Raw genomic sequence first — 18,747 nt, forward strand, 5'->3', positions numbered from 1 at the left:
ACGAAGCAGTGAAACTGGATTCGATGTACCAGGAATTGATCCTGGACCACTACAAGCACCCGCACGGGCGCGGCCTGCGCGACGGCGATGCCGAGGTGCACCACGTCAACCCGACGTGCGGTGACGAGATCACGCTGCGCGTGAAGTACGACGGGGAGACGCTCACCGACGTCTCGTACGAGGGCCAGGGCTGCTCGATCAGCCAGGCCAGCGCGTCCGTGCTGAACGAGCTGCTCGTGGGCAAGGAGCTCGCCGAGGCGCAGAAGATCCAGGCCGTGTTCCTGGAGCTGATGCAGTCCAAGGGCAAGGTCGAACCCGACGAGGCGATGGAGGAGGTGCTGGAGGACGCCATCGCGTTCGCCGGTGTCTCCAAGTATCCCGCGCGCGTGAAGTGTGCTCTGCTGAGCTGGATGGCCTGGAAGGACGCGACGGCCCAGGCTCTGGGCGACGCGGAGAGGAAGACGGCATGACCGAGAACGCGACGCCCGAGGCGTCGATCAAGCCGGCCACCGAGGGAGAGGTCCGCGAGGCCCTCTACGACGTGGTCGACCCCGAGCTGGGCATCGACGTCGTGAACCTGGGCCTGATCTACGGGATCCACGTCGACGACGCGAACATCGCCACCCTGGACATGACGCTGACCTCGGCGGCCTGCCCGCTGACCGACGTCATCGAGGACCAGGCGAAGTCGGCGACCGACGGCATCGTCAACGAGCTCCGCATCAACTGGGTGTGGATGCCGCCGTGGGGCCCGGACAAGATCACGGACGACGGCCGCGAGCAGCTGCGCGCCCTCGGCTTCAACGTCTGAGACCTGCGCCCGCGCGCTGCGTCCGCGACCGGGTCGGCGACCCGGCTCGTGACCCGCGTCCGCGACCGGTGTGAGAAGGCCCCCGGCACTCCTGCCGGGGGCCTTCCGCGCTGTTCGCCCCGTGTACCCGGTCCGTGCACCGGACGTTGGGGTGCGGGCTCCAGGCTGCTCGTCGGCCGTCACGCCGTGGCGGATACACGAGAGGAACAGCCGTGACCGTTCGCTTCGCCTCGGGGGCCGTAGGGGTCGCCGCACTGCTGGCCGCCGGGCTGGCCGGGCCCGCACAGGCCGTGTCGTACGGGACGCCCACCATCGCGCTGTCGGCGGCGTACCTGTCCGGAGCCGTCGGCGGGGTCGGGGACCCCACCGTGAACGTGACCGTGGGGCAGAGCGGAGCCGACGCGTCTTCGCTGGCCGTCAGCGCCTCCGCGTCCAGCAGGACCTCGGTCGCCGGGACCGGGGACGTCACGGTGACCGGCGCCGGAGCGGTGCGCCGGCTGGCCGTCGCCGCCCGCGGGCGCGGTCACACCGACCTCACCGTCAAGGTGACCGGACTCGGCGGCAAGACCGCCACCAAGACCCTCTCCTACGCGGCGTCGGCCGCCGTGCAGAACCCGGCCGACGCCCGCTACCTCACCGGGTCCGCCGATGCCTCCGCCGCCGTCGATGTGGGCGGCGGGTACGCCGTCGTCGCCGACGACGAGTCCAATGTGCTGCGCCTGTACGACCGCTCCCGCTCAGGCGGGCCGGTGAAGACCTGGGACTTCAGCTCGCAGCTCGGTGTCGGCAAGGAGGTGGACATCGAGGCGGCGACCCGGATCGGCGACACCGTCTACTGGACCGGCTCGCTCGGCAACAACAAGGACGGCGAGTACAAGGCGCCCCGCAACACGGTGTTCACCACCACCGTCAGTGGTTCGGGAGCCGCTGCGCAGCTGGCGTACGGCCGCTCGTACAAGAAGCTCCGCGAGGACCTGGTGGCCTGGGACACGGCGAACGGGAACACGTACGGCTTCGCCGCGGGCACCGCGCAGGGGGAGGCGCCCAAGCAGATCGACGGGTTCAACGTGGAGGGCCTGGAGTTCGCTCCGGGCTCCACCACCACCGCCTACCTGGGCTTCCGCGCCCCCCTGGCCCCGGCCGTGCGCGGCGGCAAGGCGCTGGTCGTGCCGGTCACCAACTTCGACAAGGTGCTCTCCACCGGGGCCCGGGCGGTCTTCGGGGCGGGCATCGAACTCGACCTCGGCGGGCTCGCCGTGCGCGACCTGCGCAAGAACGCAGCCGGCCAGTACCTGGTCCTGGCCGGCTCCTGGGCCGCCGACGACAACTCCGACCCGTACGCGCTCTTCCAGTGGGACGGCGTCCCGGGCCACGCCCCGGTGAAGCGGGCCGACCTGCCCACCACGGACCCCGGCGGCTGGGAGGCCCTCGTGGACGTGCCCGACCTCACGGCGCCCGGCGCCCGGGTACAGCTGATCACCGACAGCGGCTCCGCCGACCTGTACGGGGACGGCGCCGAGGCCAAGGACCTGACGCACGCGGAGTGGAAGAAGGCCCGCTCGGCCTGGTTCACCCTCTGACCGGCAAGGCCCTCCCGGGGTGCGCGGCGCACCCCGGTCCACAAGGGGGCTGAGTGCCGGGCCGGGCCGCTCCTCAGGGGGCGGGTGCGGCGCGGACCGCCGCCAGGGCCGCCGTGACGCTCGCCTCGATGTCCTGGATGGGGTAGAGCACCTCGCGCACCGTCCGCTCGCGGTCGACCACCAGGGTCAGGCGCTTGAGCCGGCTCACCCCGGCCGCGCGGAAGGTCGGCAGCCGCAGCGCCGTCGTCAGGGCGAGGCCGGCGTCCGAGAGCAGGGGGAAGCGCAGGCCCTCCTTCCGGGCGAACTCCCGCTGCTCGTCGGGCCGCTGCGTCGAGACCCCGTGCACCGTCGCCCCCGCCGCCGTGAACAGCGCGAGCTGGTCGCGGTAGGTGCACGACTCGAAGGTGCAGCCCCTGGCGCCCGGAATGCCGGCCCAGCCCGGGGGGTAGGCGCCGGCGTCCGCGTACGCGGCCGGGAAGCAGTACAGGACGGTGAAGGGGGAGTCCGCCACCGGATCGCGCAGTGCGCCGGACCGGTCCGGCAGCAGCAGTTCGGGCAGCCGCGTACCGCGCAGTGCGTGGACCCGCTGCGCCTCCCGCGAGGCCTCGTCCGTCGTCGCCGTCATTCCGCCGTCTCCCAGGATCCAGGTGTCGCCCCAGTCCTGGAGGGCCACCAGGACCGGCAGCAGCCCCCGCCCGCGCGGGGTCAGCCGGTACTCGTGCCGCACCGGGCGCTCCTGGTACGGCTCGCGCGTCAGCACCCCTGCCTCGACCAGCAGCTTCAGCCGTTCGGACAGCACCTTCCGGGACAGCCCCAGCTCGCGCTGGAACTCCTCGAAGCGGCGCAGGCCGCGCGCGGCGTCGCGGACGAGCAGCATCGTCCACCAGTCGCCGACGACGTCGAGGGCCTGGGCGATGGAGCAGTCCGCGTCGCCGAGGGGCGTGCGCTGGGCCATGGCACTCCTTTGTCCGTTGACCCCAGGCTGTCATGCTGACATAGTCCGTTCCCAAAAGGAACTGACAGGAAACCGGCCGGGGTCGCACGGGGGAGACGGATGTGCTGCAGGGCTTCAAGGACGTACCGAGAACGGTCTGGCTGCTGGCTGCGGGGGTCTTCGTCAACGCCCTCGTCAGCTTCACCTTCGTCTTCGTCTTCCTGTACCTGACCGGGCCGCGCGGCCTCGGCACCGCCGAGGCGGGCCTGGTCACCGGTATCGGCGGCGTCGGCCTGGTCGCCGGGAACTTCACCGGCGGCTGGTACGGCGACCGCTTCGGCCACCGCCGGGTCCTCCTCGCCGCCTCCGCGCTCGGCGGGCTCGCCCTGACGGCCCTGCCGCTGCTGGCGACACCGCTGCTGTACGCGGCCCTGCCCCTGGCCCAGTACGCCTCCGGCGTGGTGCGGGCCGCGAACGCCTCGCTCGTCGCCGTCACCGTCCCGGAGGGTGCCCGGCGCCCGGCCTTCGCCGTCGTGCGCTGCGTCTCCAACGGCGGCTTCACCCTCGGCCCGCCCGTCGGGGCGCTGGTCGCGACCGGGCTCTCGTACGACTGGCTCTTCGTCGCCGACGGCCTCGGCACCCTGTTCTTCGCCCTGTGGACCGCCCGGGTGGTCCCGGCGCGGGGCGCCCCCCGCAGACCCGCCGCGGCCCCGGACGGGGGTCGGGGCCGCGGCGCCCCCGGCATCCGCAGCGCCCTGCGGGCCCGGCCCGCCGTACTGGTGCTCCTCGGCGCGATCCTGGCCGCCGACCTCGTCTACCGCCAGCAGTACGGGGTGTTCCCGGTCTACCTCGCCGACCAGGGCCTGGACGCGCGGGCGTTCGGCCTGGTCATCGCCCTCAACGGCGGGATCATCCTCCTGCTGGAACTGCCCGCCGCGGTCGCGCTGCGCGCCCGGCCCGCGCTGCCCGTGATCGGCACCGGGCTGGTGCTGGTCGGGGCCGGGTACGCGGCGCTGCTGCTCGGGGCGGGGATCGCGGGGGCCGTGCTGATGATGGTGCTGCTGAGCCTGGGCGAGATCCTGTACAAGACCACCGCCACCGCCTACGTCGCCGACCAGGCGCCCGAGCACGCCGCCGGCCGCTTCCAGAGCCTGTACGCCGGGGTCTCGGTCAGCGGTGTCGTCCTCGGCCCGCCGCTGGGCGGAGCGCTGTACTCCGCGGCGCCCGGGCTGCTCTGGCCGCTGTGCGCGCTGCTGGCCGCCGGAGCCGGGGCGGCGGTCCTGTGGGCCTCCCGGCTCCCGGGGGGCGGGGCCGGACCGGCGGTGGGCGCGGCGGCGGACGCGGGAGCGGCCGGACCGGCGGTGGGTGTGGAGGCGGACGCGGCAGCGGCCGGACCGGCGGGGGGCGCGGAGGCGGACGCGGCGGCTCCGGGGGAGCGACACGCGGTGCGACCGGCACATGAGACCGGTTGGCAAGGTCAGGCCGTCGCCGGTTAGGTTTCAGGCATGACTGCTACGCGTACCACCGGCGCCGTCGCCGCCGGCCTTGCCACCCTCACCGCCGACGGCACCGTCCTCGACACCTGGTTCCCCGCCCCCCGGCTGGTCGCCGAGCCCGGCCCGGCCGGCACCGAGCGGCTCACCGCCGACCAGGCCGTCGAACTGCTGGGCGCCACCGCGCCGAAGGCGATCGGCTCGGACGCGGTGCGCGGCGTCGAGGTCGTGGCCGTCCGCACGGTGATCTCCTCGCTGGAGGACAAGCCGCTGGACGCGCACGACGCGTACCTGCGCCTGCACCTGCTCAGCCACCGGCTGGTCAAGCCGCACGGCCAGAACCTCGACGGGGTCTTCGGCCTGCTGACCAACGTGGCCTGGACCTCGCTCGGCCCGGTCGCGGTCGACCAGCTGGAGACCGTCCGCCTCAACGCGCGCGCCGAGGGCCTGCACCTCCAGGTCACCTCGGTCGACAAGTTCCCGCGGATGACGGACTACGTCGCCCCCCAGGGGGTGCGCATCGCCGACGCCGACCGCGTCCGCCTCGGCGCGCACCTCGCCGAGGGCACCACCGTCATGCACGAGGGCTTCGTCAACTTCAACGCGGGCACGCTCGGCACCTCGATGGTCGAGGGCCGCATCTCCGCGGGCGTCGTCGTCGGCGACGGCTCCGACATCGGCGGCGGCGCCTCCACCATGGGCACCCTGTCGGGCGGCGGCAAGCAGATCATCTCGATCGGGGAGCGCTGCCTGGTCGGCGCGGAGGCCGGCGTGGGCATCGCCCTGGGCGACGAGTGCATCGTCGAGGCCGGCCTGTACGTGACCGCGGGCACCCGCGTCACCCTGCCGGACGGCCAGATCGTCAAGGCCCTGGAGCTCTCGGGCGCCGACAACATCCTCTTCCGCCGCAACTCGGTGACCGGGGCCGTCGAGGCCCGCCCGAACAACGCGGTCTGGGGCGGCCTGAACGAGGTCCTGCACAGCCACAACTGACCCCCGGGTCCGGCCGCACCGCGCCCTCCCGCCCCGCCAGGGGCCGGAGGGCGCCTGCGCGTGCGGGTCCGCGCGACGCGCGCGCTTCAGCGCAGAGGCAGGGAGCGGACGACGTCGGCGAAGGCCTGCTGCTCGGCCTCGCTGAGCTCCACCGACTCCATCGGGTGGGCCGCGGAGCCGCGCTGGGCCGGGATCACCCAGAGGCCCTCGAAGGCGCCGGGCTGCGGGTGGTGGAAGCGGCTGTCCCACAGCATGTGGCCCAGTCCGACGACCCAGACGAGCGTGGCGACGAGCAGGACGGCGAGGCCGATTTCCTGGGCGAGCGAGATGGAGGGGAACACGCGGTCCTCCGGGGAGTGCGGGCGGTACGAGCCGGACGGGATCGGGCGTGGGGACACTCAACACCACAACGGGCCGGTCCGGTGAGGTTGTGTGGGGATCCTCACGCCAGGGCCGGAAGTCCCCACCTCGCCGGATCCACGTCCCGGGCCCCGTCGGCCGGCGGGGCGCAGGATCGTGGCCGGGAGCATGGCAGAGGGCCCGGCCGGGACGGCGGCCGGGCCCTTTGCGGTTCAGGGGGCTACGGGCGGAAGCGCAGCACCTGCGGGTCGTGGTCGCTGTTCTGGTTCGCGAACTCCGCGTTGATGTGGACGCTGTCGTAGCTGAACTGCTTGATGGCGGGGCTGGTCAGGATCTGGTCCAGCACCTGGGCGTTGCCCTGGTACACGTACGAGTAGCGCTCGGACTTCGGCAGCGACTTGACCGCCGGGTACAGGGCCTCGCCGTCCGCCAGCGCGTCCGTCGTCGCGGAGAACTCGAAGTCGTTGATGTCGCCGAGGACCAGGACGTTCGCGTTCTTCTGGACGGCCAGGATGTCCTTCACGAAGCCGTTCACGGCCTGCGCCTGGAGCAGCCGCTTGGCCTCCGAGGAGCGGACCGGCGGCTGGTGGTGCGAGACCAGGCCCTCGTCCCCGCCCTTGGAGCCGAAGTGGTTGGCGATCACGAAGACCGTCTTGCCGCGGAAGACGAACTCGCCGGCCAGCGGCTTGCGGCTGTCCGCCCACGCCGGGTTGGCGGGGTCCACCCGGCCGGGGGAGTGGGTCAGGGCGGCCTTGCCGTTCTCCTGCACCACACCGGTCGCCGTCACCGCGTCGCCCGGGGCGCGCTCGGTGAAGGAGACCCGCGCCGGGTTGAAGAGGAAGACCTGGCGGATGTTGCCGCCGGGCTCACCGCCGTCCTTCTTGTCCTCCGGGTCGACGGTGCGCCACTGGTAGGAGGGGCCGCCCGCCGCCGCGATCGCCGCGGTGAACTTGGCGAGGGTCTGCCCGGCGGAGACGGTGCCGTCGTTCTTCGCGCCGTTGTCGTCCTGGATCTCCTCCAGGGCGAGGACGTCGGGGGAGGCGAGGTTCTCGACGACGGCCTTCGCCAGCGCGTCGAACTTCTCCTGCGGGTCGGTCGGGTCGAGGTTCTCCACGTTGTACGTGGCCACCGCGAGCTCGTTCGCCGCCTGCGCCTTGGTCTTCTCGGGGGCGAGGGTACCCGCTTTGACCGTACCGAGGGTGCGGGCCACCAGGGTGTAGCCGCCGAACTGGTTGAAGTCCAGCGGGCCTTCGGTGGTGCCGGTCAGCTTGTCGCCGACGTTGGCCACCGGGAAGGGCTGCTGCGCGAGGGGGGCGAGCTGCTGGATCTGGAGGCGGCCGGTGTTCTGGGACTCGTAGGAGCCGTAGACCGTGCCGCCGCGCTTGGCGGTGTTCTCCCAGCCCTTGACCGTGACCCACAGCTCGGCGTACGGGTCGGTGGCGCCGACGACGCGCGAGGTTCCGATCCTGACGTTCATGCCCTCAAGGGACTCGTAGAAGTCCAGGGCGTGCCGCGAGGGCTCCAGGGCCAGGCCGTTGATGCTGCCGCCGGCGGCCGGGTCGCCGGCCGGGGCGTACGCGGCGGGCACGGTGTACTCGTTGATCGCGGCGGCCTCGGGCAGGGGGTTGCCCGAGGAGACCGCGGTGACGACGGGCTTGGAGATCTGGGTCACCGACTGGTTGCCGGAGGCGGCGCCGCCGGGGACGTACTCGCCGACCGTGCCGGAGACCTTGACGGCGTCGCCCACGGCGACGGTCGGGACGGCGTTGGTGAAGACGAACACGCCCTCGCTGGTGGCCGCGTCGTCGTCGGCGTCCGGGTCCTGGATCCAGAAGCCGCGCGAGCCGTAGGTCCGCACGCCCGTCACGATGCCCTCGACGTCGGCGACCTGCCGGCCGTTCAGCGGGGATATCCGGGTGGTGCCCTGGATGTCGTGGATGCGGACCGGATCGGCGGAGGCGGAGCCCTCGGCCGCGTCGGCGGAGCCCACGAGCAGGCCGGTGGCCAGGGCGGTGGCGACGAGGGCCGCGACGGCGGCGGAACGGGGATGCGAGGAGCGCATGGTCAGGAACTCCGGTGTGAGGGTGAGGGATGGGGGAGCGGTGTGGTGCGGGTCATACGCGCGGTGCGGGTCTCGCGGGTCGTGCGGGTCCTGCACCGTCGTGCGGATGCGGTACGGGGTGCAGGTGGTGCAGGTCCTGCGGGCGGAGCACGTCGTACACATGGGGCATATGGCACCGCGATCGGTGCGATCGGCGTCCCCCGGACGCCGTGCCACATGTCTACGCGCGTCAATTTCCTGTGTGACCGGCAAAGTTGTCAAGGTCTCCAGGGAAGACGGCGGCTGACTGTGGGATGAACCAAGGGGGATGCCCCGGCGGGAGCGCCCGAAATGCGTCTACGCTGGGGCGCCGAAAGGCCGTCACCACAACGCCCCGGCCCCCGTCCCAGGCCTCAACGCCCCACCGCGTCCGCGAGGAGAACCACCCCATGTCCGCAGAGCCGCACCCCTCGCTGCCGCCGGTCCGGCTGCACTCCGATGCGGAACTGGCCCGCGACGCCCTCGTCGCCCCGCTGTTCGCCCGCGCCGTGCGGCTGGCCCGCTGGGCGGGACCCGCCACCCGCGTCGACACCGGCGGTGAACTCGTCGCCGACCAGCTCCCCGAGGCGGCTTCCGTGCTCGGCCTCGACGCCGCCGACCCGGACTCCACGGCATACGCCGCCCAGGCCTGGCGGGTGGCCGTCGACAGCGGCCTCGTCGACGTCACCGAACCCGAGGAGGACGCGGGGGAGGCCGGGGAGCCGCAGTTCGGCACCGCCGCCCCCGGCGAGGACCTGGCCGTGGTGGCGGGCGGGACGCCGGCGGACGTGCTCGACCTGTGGCTGGCCGCGGTGGACACCGTGCTCGCCGACGCCGCCGTACCCGACCTGGAGGACCTCGTCGACGCCCTGGACGAGGGCGGCGAGATCGACTTCGACCAGCTGGACTGGAACCCGCGCCGGGAGGCCGACTTCCTCGACGGGGTGCTCGCCAACCTCTACCTGCTCACCGTCGCCGAGGGCGGAGCGGCGGACGCTCCCGTTCCGCTGCCCGTGCTGGCCGCGTCGATGGTCGTGCCCGAGGGCATGGGCGAGCCCACCGACGCCGTGCTGGAGCAGGTCTCGGACGCGATGATGCGCCTGGACGACCAGTTCCGGCAGCTGGAGCCGATCGGGCTGGTGGAGTTCCGGCCCGTCGACGAGGAGCTGATGGCGGAGGCCGAGGAGCCGCCCGCCGCGGGTGCGGCCTCGCCGACCGATGAGGAGGACGTCTCCCGGTACGGCATGGTCCGGCTGACCCCCCTCGGTCTGTACGGGGTCCGCGCCCGGATGCTGGAGGCCGGTGTCGAGGCGCCGGCCGTCGGTGAACTCGCCGACAAGGGGGCCGACGCCCTGCTCGACGCGGTCGCGGTGTACCCCGAGAGCGCCGCCCAGGCCGAGATCGAGCAGTGGATGGCGGGCCGCGAGCCGGCCGCCGCCGTCGCCGAACTGCTGGCCGCGGCGCGCGGCGACGACGAGGGCGCCCCGCTGCGCCGGCTGCGCTGCCAGCAGGCCCTCGCCACGGCCGGGCCGGAGGCCGAGCCGTCGGTCCGCGGTGTACTGGACGACGCCGAACTGGGCGGCCTGGCCCGGGTCTGGCTGGCCGAGCGCGGGGCGGCCGAGGTCCCGGCGCCGGATCCGGCGATGGTGTTCTGGCTGACCGTCGACACCATCGCGGCGCAGCTGGCTGCGGACGGGGAGACGCAGGAGCTGCCGCTCCTGATGGAGACGCTCACGGCCCACCACTCGGGCTTCTTCGAGCAGGTCTGGCGGGTGGAGCACCCGGCGACGGCGTACGTGCTGGAGGCCATGGGCCGGCTGCACCCGGACAAGAAGGCGGCGAAGGAGGCGCGCAAGGCCGCGTTCAAGGCGCGTTCGCGCCGGCCGTGGCCGGGAAGCCCTTCCTGACCGGTGGTCGGTGGCCGGTGATCGATGGCCGGTGGCCGGTGGCCGGTGGCCAGTGGCCGGGCGGCGGTGGTCGGGCGGCGGTGCGCGGACACCGGCGCCCGGTCCGGGGCGGCCGTCGACAACGCGCCGTTCCTGGGGCGGACTTGGCCATTCCGTCCCTCGCGTGCAAGAGGCCTTTCCTTCGTGGGTAGTTCAGCCGCCGTTCACGTGCGGGCGGGAGCGTGTGCGCCGACGACCGCACGACAGGCGCACCACCTCCCCACCCCTGGAGACCCGATGCCGCTCAGCCGAAGAGACTTCACCGCCCGAACCGTCCTGGCCGGCGCGGGCGTCGCACTCACCGGGACGGTCGGCGCCCTCGCCACCGCCCCCGGAGCGCTGGCGGCCGAGGAGGACGTGCGGCGCGACGGGCACGGCCGGCCCCGCGACCCGGGCTACGGCCCGCTGCTGCCCGACCCGGCCGGACTGCTTGCGCTGCCCGCCGGGTTCCGCTACCGCGTCCTCACCCACAGCGGGGTGACCACGCTGGAGTCCGGCGAGAGCACCCCGTCCCACCACGACGGCACGGCCGCCTTCGCGGGCCCGCGCGGGGTCACCCTCCTCGTCAACAACCACGAGCTGAAGGGTCGACGGGAGAACTGGGCCCGCCCCGTCCCGCTCACCGAGGGCCTCGTCTACGACCCGGCGGCCGCGGGCGGTTGCACGGTCGTCGAGGTCCGGCACGGCGGCGAGGTCGCCGAATGGGTGGGCATCGCCGGTACGTCCACCAACTGCGCGGGCGGCTCCACCCCCTGGGGCACCTGGCTGACCTGCGAGGAGAACTCGGACCTCGCGGGCAAGAACGGCATGACCAAGGACCACGGCTACGTGTTCGAGGTCGACCCGCACGACCGCCGCGCCAACCGCGACCCGCAGCCGGTCAAGGCCTTCGGGCGCTACGACCACGAGGCCGTGGTCATCGACCCCCGCCAGGGCCACGCGTACCTGACCGAGGACGCCTCCGGCCCGAACGGGCTGCTGTACCGCTGGACTCCGCCGCGCGGCTTCCACCACGGGCGCGGCCGGCTGCGCACCCTCGCGGCGGACGCCGGCGTGCTCCAGGCCGCGAAGTGCTTCGACAGCTCCGGCCGGCTCGTCGACGACCTGTCGCGCGCGACCAGGACCGGCACCGTCTACGGGGTCGACTGGGTGGACGTGCCGGACCGCGACGCCCGGACCGTATCGGTGCGCCGGCAGTTCGGGGCGGGCGGCGTGACCCGGGGGCGCAAGCTGGAGGGCATGTGGTGGGCCGACGGCGGAGCGTACTTCGTCTCCTCCTATGCCCGTGAGGAGAGCCCGGGCGCCGCGCACGACGGCCAGGTGTGGTTCTACGACCCCAAGCGGCGCACGGTCCGGCTCACCGTCCTCATCGGAGTGAACGCCGACCCCGCGGCAGAAGGCGGTTACGACGGACCCGACAACATCACGGTGTCGCCCTACGGCGGCCTCGTCATCGCCGAGGACGGCTCGGGCCTCCAGCACCTGTTCGGTGCGACCGCATCGGGCCGCACCTATCCGCTGGCGCGCAACGAGCTGAACATCGGCACGGCCGAGGAACCGGAGTTCTCCGAGTTCACCGGAGTCTGCTTCTCTCCGGACGGGCGGACGCTGTACGCCAACATCCAGGACCCCGGGATCATGCTGGCCGTCACCGGTCCCTGGCGGCGCGCGCGCTGACCGCGCACGTCGCGCCGCGGGGCGTCACTGGGCGGGGGAGGTCTCCGAGTGGCTGGCGGTGGCCCACTCCGCGAGCAGGAATTCGTACGCGTCGGAAGGCCATTCGTCGTCCACCCGGGTTTCGACGAGGTGCCTGATCGCCTCGTTCGCCTCTGCGGCGGACGGGCGCGCGGGTCCCGCGGGCCGGAGTGTCTGATGCATGCTCCCAGGCTACGGGCGGGCACTGACAGCCACGTGCGGATGACGGGTGGCATCCATCACCCGCTCCGGGGCGCCGTGGCGGTACGTGCCCGCCCACCTGCTCAGAGAGCCTGGGAAGCGGGCTTGACCATGCCCCGCACTGTGCGGGACTTCACAAAGTCGCCCATGGCCGTCATCTCCCACTCGCCGGTGAACTGCTTGATGAGCTTGGCCATCATCACGCCGGTCTGCGGTTCGGCGCCCGTGAGGTCGAAGCGCACCAGCTCCTCGCCGCTCGCCGCGTCGATCAGGCGGCAGTACGCCTTGGCCACTTCGGTGAACTTCTGGCCGGAGAAGGAGTTGACCGTGAAGACCAGGCCGGTGGCGTCCGCGGGCAGCCGGCCGAGGTCCACGACGATCACCTCGTCGTCCCCGGCGCCCTCCCCGGTAAGGTTGTCGCCGGAGTGCTTGACGGCGCCGTTCAGGATGGACAGCTTGCCGAAGTAGCAGCTGTCCAGGTGGTTGCGCTGCGGGCCGTACGCGATGACGGAGGCGTCGAGGTCGATGTCCTTGCCGCGGAACGCGGGCTCCCAGCCCAGGCCCATCTTGACCTGGGAGAGCAGCGGGCGGCCGCCCTTGACCAGGGAGACGGTCTGGTTCTTCTGGAGGCTGACCCGGCCCTTGTCCAGGTTGATCTTCCCGGCGCCCAGGGGTGCGGCGGCCGGCGCGGGGGCCGCGGGGGCCGGCGCGGCCGGGGCGGACGCCGTGGCACCGCCGAGCCAGGGGGAGACCGGCGGGGCGGACGGCGGGGCGGGCGGGGCCGGGGGGACCGGCGGGGCCACCGGCGCGGGAGCGGCCGGAGCCGCGGCCGGCTCCTCGTCCACCGAGACGCCGAAGTCGGTGGCGATGCCCGCCAGGCCGTTCGCGTACCCCTGGCCGACCGCGCGCACCTTCCACACGCCGCCGCGCAGGTACACCTCGACCACGACGAGGGCCGTCTCGCTGCCCAGCTGCGGCGGAGTGAACGTGGCGATCACCGCGCCGCCGTCCGCATTGCGGACCGTGGCGGTGGGCTCGATGCCCTGGAAGCTCTGCCCGGCCGCGTCCGGGCTCGCCGTGACCACGATCCGCTCGATGCCGGGCGGCACCGCAGCGGTGTCCACCGTGATCGAGTCCGGCGCGGAACCGCCGCCCGACCGGTGGCTGACACCGGGCCCGGACGGCTGGTTGTAGAAGATGAAGTCGGCATCGGAACGCACCTTGCCGTCTGCCGTGAGGAGGAGTCCCGATACGTCGAGCCGCACCGGAGCAGCCACGTCCACCGTCACCCGGACGGCATTGAGCGGCAGATTGGAACCAGGGGTCATAGCGGTCATGCCCGGAGAACGACCGGAGGTGCTTTGCCGTTCCCTTACCCTCGCCGGAGATTTCCCGGACGGCGGCACGGGGGTCCGGCGGCGGTCTCAGCGCCGGTTGCGCGGGTGGTTCCTGGCCGTGCGCTCGTTGCCGAACTTGTACGCCCCGGTCCAGCGGGCCATCACCAGCTGGGCGTCGCCCGACTCCACCTCGGCCAGGAACTTGTCGGCCCGGCCCCCGCGCAGGGTGCCCGCGGCGCGGCCGAGGTGGGTGATGACGACGGTACGGTCGGCGCGTACGTCGTACGAGAATCCGTGGGGTTTCGGCATGGCGGCAGCCTGCCCGGCCGGGGTGCGGCGGGCAACGGAATTACCCCGGCCGGGCCCCGCGCCCCGCTCCTGCACCCGGGGGCCGGGGCCGGGCCCTGGCTCAGCTCCCGGTGGGGCCGCCCGTCACCCGGCGCGGCAGCCCCCTCGGGTTGGCCTCGCGCAGCTCCTCCGGAAGGAGCGCGTCCGGGACCGACTGGTAGGCCACCGGCCGCAGCCACCGCTCGATAGCTGTGCCGCCGACCGAGGTGGAGTGCGAGGTGGCCGCCGGATACGGGCCGCCGTGGTGCTGGGCCGGGGCGACGGCGACCCCGGTCGGCCAGCCGTTGACCACGATCCGGCCGGCCAGTCCGGTGACCCGGGCGAGCAGTTCGGCGGCCGGGCCCGGCGCGCCCCCGGTCTCGGCGCCCGACAACTGGAGGGTGGCGCTCAGGTTGCCGGGCAGCAGCCCGAGGACCGCCGCGGCCTCGGCCTGGTCCGCGTACCGCACGACCACGGTGACGGGGCCGAAGCACTCCTCCAGCAGCAGGGCGTACCGGCCGCCCGCCAGGAGGGTGCGGGCCGCCACCGTCAGGAAGCCCGCGCGGACGGTGTGCTCCCCGCCGGAGCCCGGGGTGACGGGCGCACGGACGCCCGGCAGGGCGGCCCGCTCCCGCACGCCGGCGACGAAGTCCTCCCGCATCCGGTGGTCGAGCAGCACCCCCGGCTCGGTCTCCCCGAGCGCCTTGGCCAGGGCCTCGGCGAGCAGGTCGCCCTCCGCGCCCTCGGGGACGAGGACCAGTCCGGGTTTCACACAGAACTGGCCCACGCCCAGGGTGACCGCGCCCGCGAGCCCGGCGCCGATCTCCGCAGCCCGTTCGGCGGCGGCGGCCGGGGTGACCACGACGGGGTTGAGCGAGCCCAGTTCGCCGTGGAAGGGGATGGGCACCGGCCGGGCGGCGGCCGCATCGAAGAGGGCCCGGCCGCCCCGCACGGAACCGGTGAATCCGGCAGCGGCCACCAGCGGGTGCCGGATGAGCTCCAGCCCCGCGTCGAACCCGTGCACCACGGCCAGCACGTCGGCCGGGAGCCCGCAGGACACCGCTGCCCGGCGCAGCAGCGAGGCGCACAGCTCCGAGGTCGCCGGGTGGTCCGGGTGCGCCTTGACCACCACAGGGCAGCCCGCGGCGAGGGCGCTCGCGGTGTCCCCGCCCGGCACGGAGAAGGCCAGCGGGAAGTTGGAGGCGGCATAGACCGCGACCACGCCCAGCGGCACCTTGTAGCGGCGCAGTTCGGGGCGGGGCGGGCTGAGGGAGGGGTCGGCGCGGTCGATGCGGACGTCGAGGTAGGCCCCTTCGTCCACGGCGTCGGCGAAGGAGCGCAGCTGACCGGTGGTACGGGCCAGTTCCCCGGTGAGCCGGCCCGGGCCGAGCGCCGTCTCGGCGTCGGCGGCCGCGACGACGTCGGAGCCGGCCTCGTCGAGCAGGGTGGCGGCCGCGCGCAGGAAGGCGGCGCGGCCGGGAGCGTCGGCCAGCGCGGCGCGGGCCGCCGCCGCCGCACGCACGGCTCCGTCCACCTCCTGGGGTGTGGCCTGGGCCGCAACCTGCTCCCGCTGCCTTCCGGTGCGGGGGTCCACACTCCAGACTGGTGTCGCCGTCATGGCCCGCTGCCTCCTGGATCGTTCAGTATTCTGAACGCCGTTCCGGTGGGTGAATGATCACGTCTGCCGGGGACTCTATTTCGACGTCCTGCGCGTGACAAGGGGCGAGCCGGGCGAGCAGAAGGAGAGCAAAGGGAATGACGACGACCGAGCCGGAGGGCCCCAGCGCGGCGGCGCCGGTCAAATCGGCGGTGCGCACGGTCCTGCTGCTGGAGCACTTCGCGGCCCGCCCCGGGCTGCACAGCCTCGCGGACATCCAGAACGACCTGGCGCTGCCCAAGTCCAGCCTGTACATGCTGCTGCGCACGCTGGTGGACCTGGGCTGGGTGGAGACGGACACGACGGGCACGCGGTACGGCATCGGGGTGCGGGCGCTGCTGGTCGGGAGCTCCTACATCGACGGTGACGAGGTGGTCGCCGCGGCCCGGCCCACCCTGGACCGGCTCTCCGACGACACGACCGAGACCATCCACCTCGCCAGACTGGACGGGACGAGCGTGGTGTACCTGGCCACCCGGCAGTCCCGGCACCACCTGCGGCCCTTCACCCGGGTCGGGCGGCGGCTGCCCGTGCACTCGACCGCGCTCGGCAAGGCACTGCTGGCCACGCACACGGACGAGGAGGTGCGGCGCCTGCTGCCGCGCCGTCTGGAGGCCGTCACCCACCACACCGTCACCGACCGGGACCAGCTCGTCGAGGAGCTGGCGCTGGTACGGGAGCAGGGGTACGCGGTCGACCGGGAGGAGAACACCCTCGGGCTGCGCTGCTTCGGCGTGGCCGTGCCGTACCGGACGCCCGCGCGGGACGCGGTGAGCTGCTCGGTGCCGGTGGCACGGCTGACACCGGGGCACGAACAGGTTATCAAAGCGGCCCTGTTCGCGGCGCGGGACCGGTTGTCGGTGGTGACGCGGCGCATGTGAGGCGGCGCGGAGGGCGGCCCCCGGGGCGCGCGGACTGCGCGGGCTGCGTGGGCTGCGTGGGCTCTGTGCGGACTGCGTGAGCGGTGCAGGTGCGGCGGTGGAGGGCGTGGCTCCTCCCCCGCGCGGGGGAGGCGGCTCCCCGGCGCGGGGGAGGTGGCGGGGCGGCGGGCACGGGACCGTTGATCCATGACCACACGGAGCACGCGAACAGTTCCCGGGCCGACCATCCCCCGGCCACCGACCATCCCCCGGCCACCGACCACGCCGATGCTGCCGACCACCCCACGGCTGAGGCGGGGTTCATGAAGAAAAGCTGAGAAGCCCGCCACAATCGGGGCAGAGCGGAACGCCCGGGGCCGCCGGGACGTCTTTCCGGGGGATGAACAAGACGATCAGGCGTGCGTCGGTCTTCTGTCTGCTTCTGGTGCTGGCCCTGCTGGTCCGCGTCACCTGGGTGCAGGCATACCAAGGCCAGGCCCTCGCAGACGACAAGCACAACCGGCGGAACCTCATCGGGCAGTACGAGAACCCGCTGGGCAACATCATCGTGGGCGGGGAGGCGATCACGGGCTCGACGAAGACGGGCGGAAAGGACTTCGGCTACAAGCGGACCTATGTGGACGGGCCGCTGTACGCGCCGGTCACCGGCTTCAGTTCCCAGGCCTTCGGCACGAGCATGCTGGAGGGCGTCTACAAGAACGTGCTCAACGGCTCCGACAGCCGGCTGAAGACCATGATGGACATGCTCACCAACAAGCGGGCCGCCCCCGGCAACGTGCTGACCACCATCGACAAGGACGTACAGAAGGCGGCCTACGACGCCCTGCAGGGCAAGCAGGGCGCCGCCGTGGCCCTGGACCCGGCGACGGGGGAGATCCTCGCGGTCGTCAACAACCCCTCCTTCGACCCCGGCCGGATCGCCGGCGCCAACGACACCGCTGCCTGGGAGGAGCTGTCCGCCGACCAGGGCAAGGCCATGGAGAACGTGGCGCTGCGCAAGCCGCAGGCGCCCGGTTCCACCTTCAAACTGGTCACCCTGGTCGCAGCGATCGAGAACGGCCTGGTCACCGACCTCGACCAGGCGACCGGCGTCGCGGACCCGTACACGATCCCCGGCACCCGGACCCCGCTGCCCAGCGAGGCCCGCACCCCGGCCTGCAACAATGTGTCCGCGCGGACCGCCCTTAAGCTGTCCTGCAACAACGTCTTCGCGGAGCTGGCGTCGAAGCTCGGCCAGGACAAGATGCGGGCGACGGCCGAGAAGCTCGGCTTCAACACCGAGATCGACACCCCGGTGCGCACCAGCCCGAGCAGCAAGTACCCCTCGGCGAAGATGTCGATCGACCAGGTCGCACAGACCGGAATCGGCCAGTTCGACGTGCAGGCGACCCCGCTCCAGATGGCGATGGTCACGGCCGCGATCGAGAACGGCGGCAAACTCGTCGCCCCGCACATGGTCTCCGAGGTCACCGACGCCAACGGGGACGTGCTGGAGAGCTTCAAGGACCCCGCGTCCCGGCAGGTCATGAAGGAGAAGACCGCCTCCATGGTCCGGGACGCGATGCGTACGGTCGCCTCCGAGGGCGGCGGCAAGCCGGCCCAGGTGGCGGGCGCCGAGGTGGGCGGCAAGACCGGCACCGCCCAGCGCGGCGTCAAGAACAGCCTGGACCCGCTCGCCTGGTTCACCTCGTACGGGAAGCTGAACGGCAAACAGATCGCGGTGGCCGTCGTGATCGAGAACTCCGACACCGACCGCTCCGAGATCGGTGGCGGCAGGCTGGCGGCCCCGATCGCCCAGAAGATGATGGCGGCCTGGCTGAAGAAGTAGCCGCGCGGACGGCGCCTCGGGGGGCCCGGGAACCGCCGGTGCCCCCGGCGCGTTCCCCTTCCCATGATCAGAACCGCGCAGCCCGCAGACCTCGATGCCATAGCCACCCTGCACGCGCGGGCGCGCGCCACCTATTACCGGGGGCACCTCCCCGAGCAGGACTACGCGGGAGAGGGCGAAGTGGGGCGGACCCGCGAGGGCTGGTCCCGGGCCGTCGCACGGTCCGCCGCGGACGGTGGGGTGCTGTGCGCCGAGCAGGACGGGCAGCTCGCCGGGGTCGCCGCCTTCCGCACCGAGCGCGGCGAGACCACCCTCACCCAGCTGCACGTCGATCCGGCGCACTGGCGCCGCGGCATTGGCGCGGCCCTGCACGCGGCCTGCCTGGACGCCTGGCGCCGCGCCGGCATCCGGCGGGTCCGCCTGGAGGTCTACGAGAAGAACCTCCGCGCCCAGGCGTTCTACGCCGCCCACGGCTGGCGCCCCGACCCGGCCACCCCCGGCTCCGGTTCCCACCGCACCCTGTGGCTGACGGTGCCGGAGCCGTCCGGTGAGGGGGAAGCGTCCGGGGAATGAGACGGGGCTCCGGCTGGTTGCACCGGTCGTTGAATGAGGAACCGTCTCATT

General features: G+C 73.2%; 17 protein-coding genes. 10 read left to right on the top strand and 7 right to left on the bottom strand.

Going from position 1 to position 18,747, the window contains the following annotated elements; all coding sequences use genetic code 11:
* The first annotated feature begins 8 nt into the window (after positions 1–8).
* The 3 genes from sufU to ACLJTM_RS26135 all read left to right on the top strand — a co-directional run bounded on the left by sufU (position 9) and on the right by ACLJTM_RS26135 (position 2,391).
* Positions 9–470, top strand: coding sequence for a Fe-S cluster assembly sulfur transfer protein SufU (gene sufU / locus ACLJTM_RS26125; protein ID WP_411106155.1), 462 nt, complete (start codon positions 9–11; stop codon positions 468–470).
* Complete coding sequence (locus tag ACLJTM_RS26130; protein WP_411106156.1) at positions 467–811, top strand: metal-sulfur cluster assembly factor; 345 nt, start codon at positions 467–469, stop codon at positions 809–811. The genes sufU and ACLJTM_RS26130 overlap by 4 nt, the downstream gene beginning before the upstream one ends.
* A 212-nt stretch (positions 812–1,023) precedes the next feature.
* Entirely contained in the window at positions 1,024–2,391 is a 1,368-nt protein-coding gene (locus ACLJTM_RS26135; protein ID WP_411106157.1) for a hypothetical protein, read from the top strand.
* A 73-nt stretch (positions 2,392–2,464) separates the two neighbouring features.
* Here ACLJTM_RS26135 and ACLJTM_RS26140 read toward each other — a convergent pair whose 3' ends face one another.
* Positions 2,465–3,346, bottom strand: a complete 882-nt coding sequence (locus tag ACLJTM_RS26140) for a winged helix-turn-helix transcriptional regulator (protein WP_411106158.1) — start codon at positions 3,344–3,346, stop codon at positions 2,465–2,467.
* Positions 3,347–3,450: 104 nt separating this feature from the next.
* Between ACLJTM_RS26140 and ACLJTM_RS26145 the strand changes: the two genes are divergently transcribed.
* The gene (locus ACLJTM_RS26145) at positions 3,451–4,821 is read left to right on the top strand and encodes an MFS transporter (RefSeq protein ID WP_411106267.1); all 1,371 of its coding nucleotides are present in this window, start codon (positions 3,451–3,453) and stop codon (positions 4,819–4,821) included.
* Between the two features lie 9 nt (positions 4,822–4,830).
* Positions 4,831–5,811 (top strand): 2,3,4,5-tetrahydropyridine-2,6-dicarboxylate N-succinyltransferase, encoded by a 981-nt coding sequence (dapD, locus tag ACLJTM_RS26150; RefSeq protein WP_411106159.1) that lies wholly within the window; start codon positions 4,831–4,833, stop codon positions 5,809–5,811.
* Between the two features lie 86 nt (positions 5,812–5,897).
* Here the strand turns inward: dapD and ACLJTM_RS26155 are convergent, their stop codons facing one another.
* Both ACLJTM_RS26155 and ACLJTM_RS26160 read right to left on the bottom strand, forming a co-directional pair.
* Entirely contained in the window at positions 5,898–6,152 is a 255-nt protein-coding gene (locus tag ACLJTM_RS26155; protein ID WP_411106160.1) for a hypothetical protein, read from the bottom strand.
* 239 nt (positions 6,153–6,391) lie between these two features.
* The gene (locus tag ACLJTM_RS26160) at positions 6,392–8,233 is read right to left on the bottom strand and encodes an endonuclease/exonuclease/phosphatase family protein (RefSeq protein WP_411106268.1); all 1,842 of its coding nucleotides are present in this window, start codon (positions 8,231–8,233) and stop codon (positions 6,392–6,394) included.
* A gap of 428 nt (positions 8,234–8,661) precedes the next feature.
* On the opposite strand from ACLJTM_RS26160, the gene ACLJTM_RS26165 reads away from it, so the two are divergent.
* The gene (locus ACLJTM_RS26165; RefSeq protein WP_411106161.1) at positions 8,662–10,158 is read left to right on the top strand and encodes a hypothetical protein; all 1,497 of its coding nucleotides are present in this window, start codon (positions 8,662–8,664) and stop codon (positions 10,156–10,158) included.
* Positions 10,159–10,434: 276 nt separating this feature from the next.
* Positions 10,435–11,874: an alkaline phosphatase PhoX gene (locus tag ACLJTM_RS26170; RefSeq protein WP_411106162.1), complete on the top strand. Its 1,440-nt coding sequence runs from the start codon at positions 10,435–10,437 to the stop codon at positions 11,872–11,874.
* Positions 11,875–11,898: 24 nt separating this feature from the next.
* On the opposite strand, the gene ACLJTM_RS26175 is transcribed toward ACLJTM_RS26170, so the two are convergent.
* The 4 genes from ACLJTM_RS26175 to ACLJTM_RS26190 all read right to left on the bottom strand — a co-directional run bounded on the left by ACLJTM_RS26175 (position 11,899) and on the right by ACLJTM_RS26190 (position 15,375).
* On the bottom strand, positions 11,899–12,075 hold the full coding sequence (locus ACLJTM_RS26175) for a hypothetical protein (RefSeq protein ID WP_411106163.1): 177 nt from the start codon (positions 12,073–12,075) through the stop codon (positions 11,899–11,901).
* Between the two features lie 101 nt (positions 12,076–12,176).
* Positions 12,177–13,430 (bottom strand): TerD family protein, encoded by a 1,254-nt coding sequence (locus tag ACLJTM_RS26180; RefSeq protein ID WP_411106164.1) that lies wholly within the window; start codon positions 13,428–13,430, stop codon positions 12,177–12,179.
* Between the two features lie 87 nt (positions 13,431–13,517).
* Positions 13,518–13,739: a hypothetical protein gene (locus ACLJTM_RS26185; protein ID WP_411106165.1), complete on the bottom strand. Its 222-nt coding sequence runs from the start codon at positions 13,737–13,739 to the stop codon at positions 13,518–13,520.
* A gap of 100 nt (positions 13,740–13,839) precedes the next feature.
* Positions 13,840–15,375, bottom strand: a complete 1,536-nt coding sequence (locus ACLJTM_RS26190; RefSeq protein WP_411106166.1) for an aldehyde dehydrogenase (NADP(+)) — start codon at positions 15,373–15,375, stop codon at positions 13,840–13,842.
* 137 nt (positions 15,376–15,512) lie between these two features.
* On the opposite strand from ACLJTM_RS26190, the gene ACLJTM_RS26195 reads away from it, so the two are divergent.
* From ACLJTM_RS26195 to ACLJTM_RS26205, 3 genes are all read left to right on the top strand, one after another.
* Positions 15,513–16,295, top strand: coding sequence for an IclR family transcriptional regulator (locus tag ACLJTM_RS26195; protein WP_411106167.1), 783 nt, complete (start codon positions 15,513–15,515; stop codon positions 16,293–16,295).
* Between the two features lie 379 nt (positions 16,296–16,674).
* Entirely contained in the window at positions 16,675–18,123 is a 1,449-nt protein-coding gene (locus ACLJTM_RS26200; RefSeq protein WP_411106168.1) for a peptidoglycan D,D-transpeptidase FtsI family protein, read from the top strand.
* A gap of 63 nt (positions 18,124–18,186) precedes the next feature.
* The gene (locus ACLJTM_RS26205) at positions 18,187–18,696 is read left to right on the top strand and encodes a GNAT family N-acetyltransferase (RefSeq protein WP_411106169.1); all 510 of its coding nucleotides are present in this window, start codon (positions 18,187–18,189) and stop codon (positions 18,694–18,696) included.
* Positions 18,697–18,747 lie beyond the last annotated feature (51 nt).

Origin of the sequence: Streptomyces sp. cmx-4-9, assembly GCF_046548835.1 — a bacterium.
GTDB lineage: Bacteria > Actinomycetota > Actinomycetes > Streptomycetales > Streptomycetaceae > Streptomyces.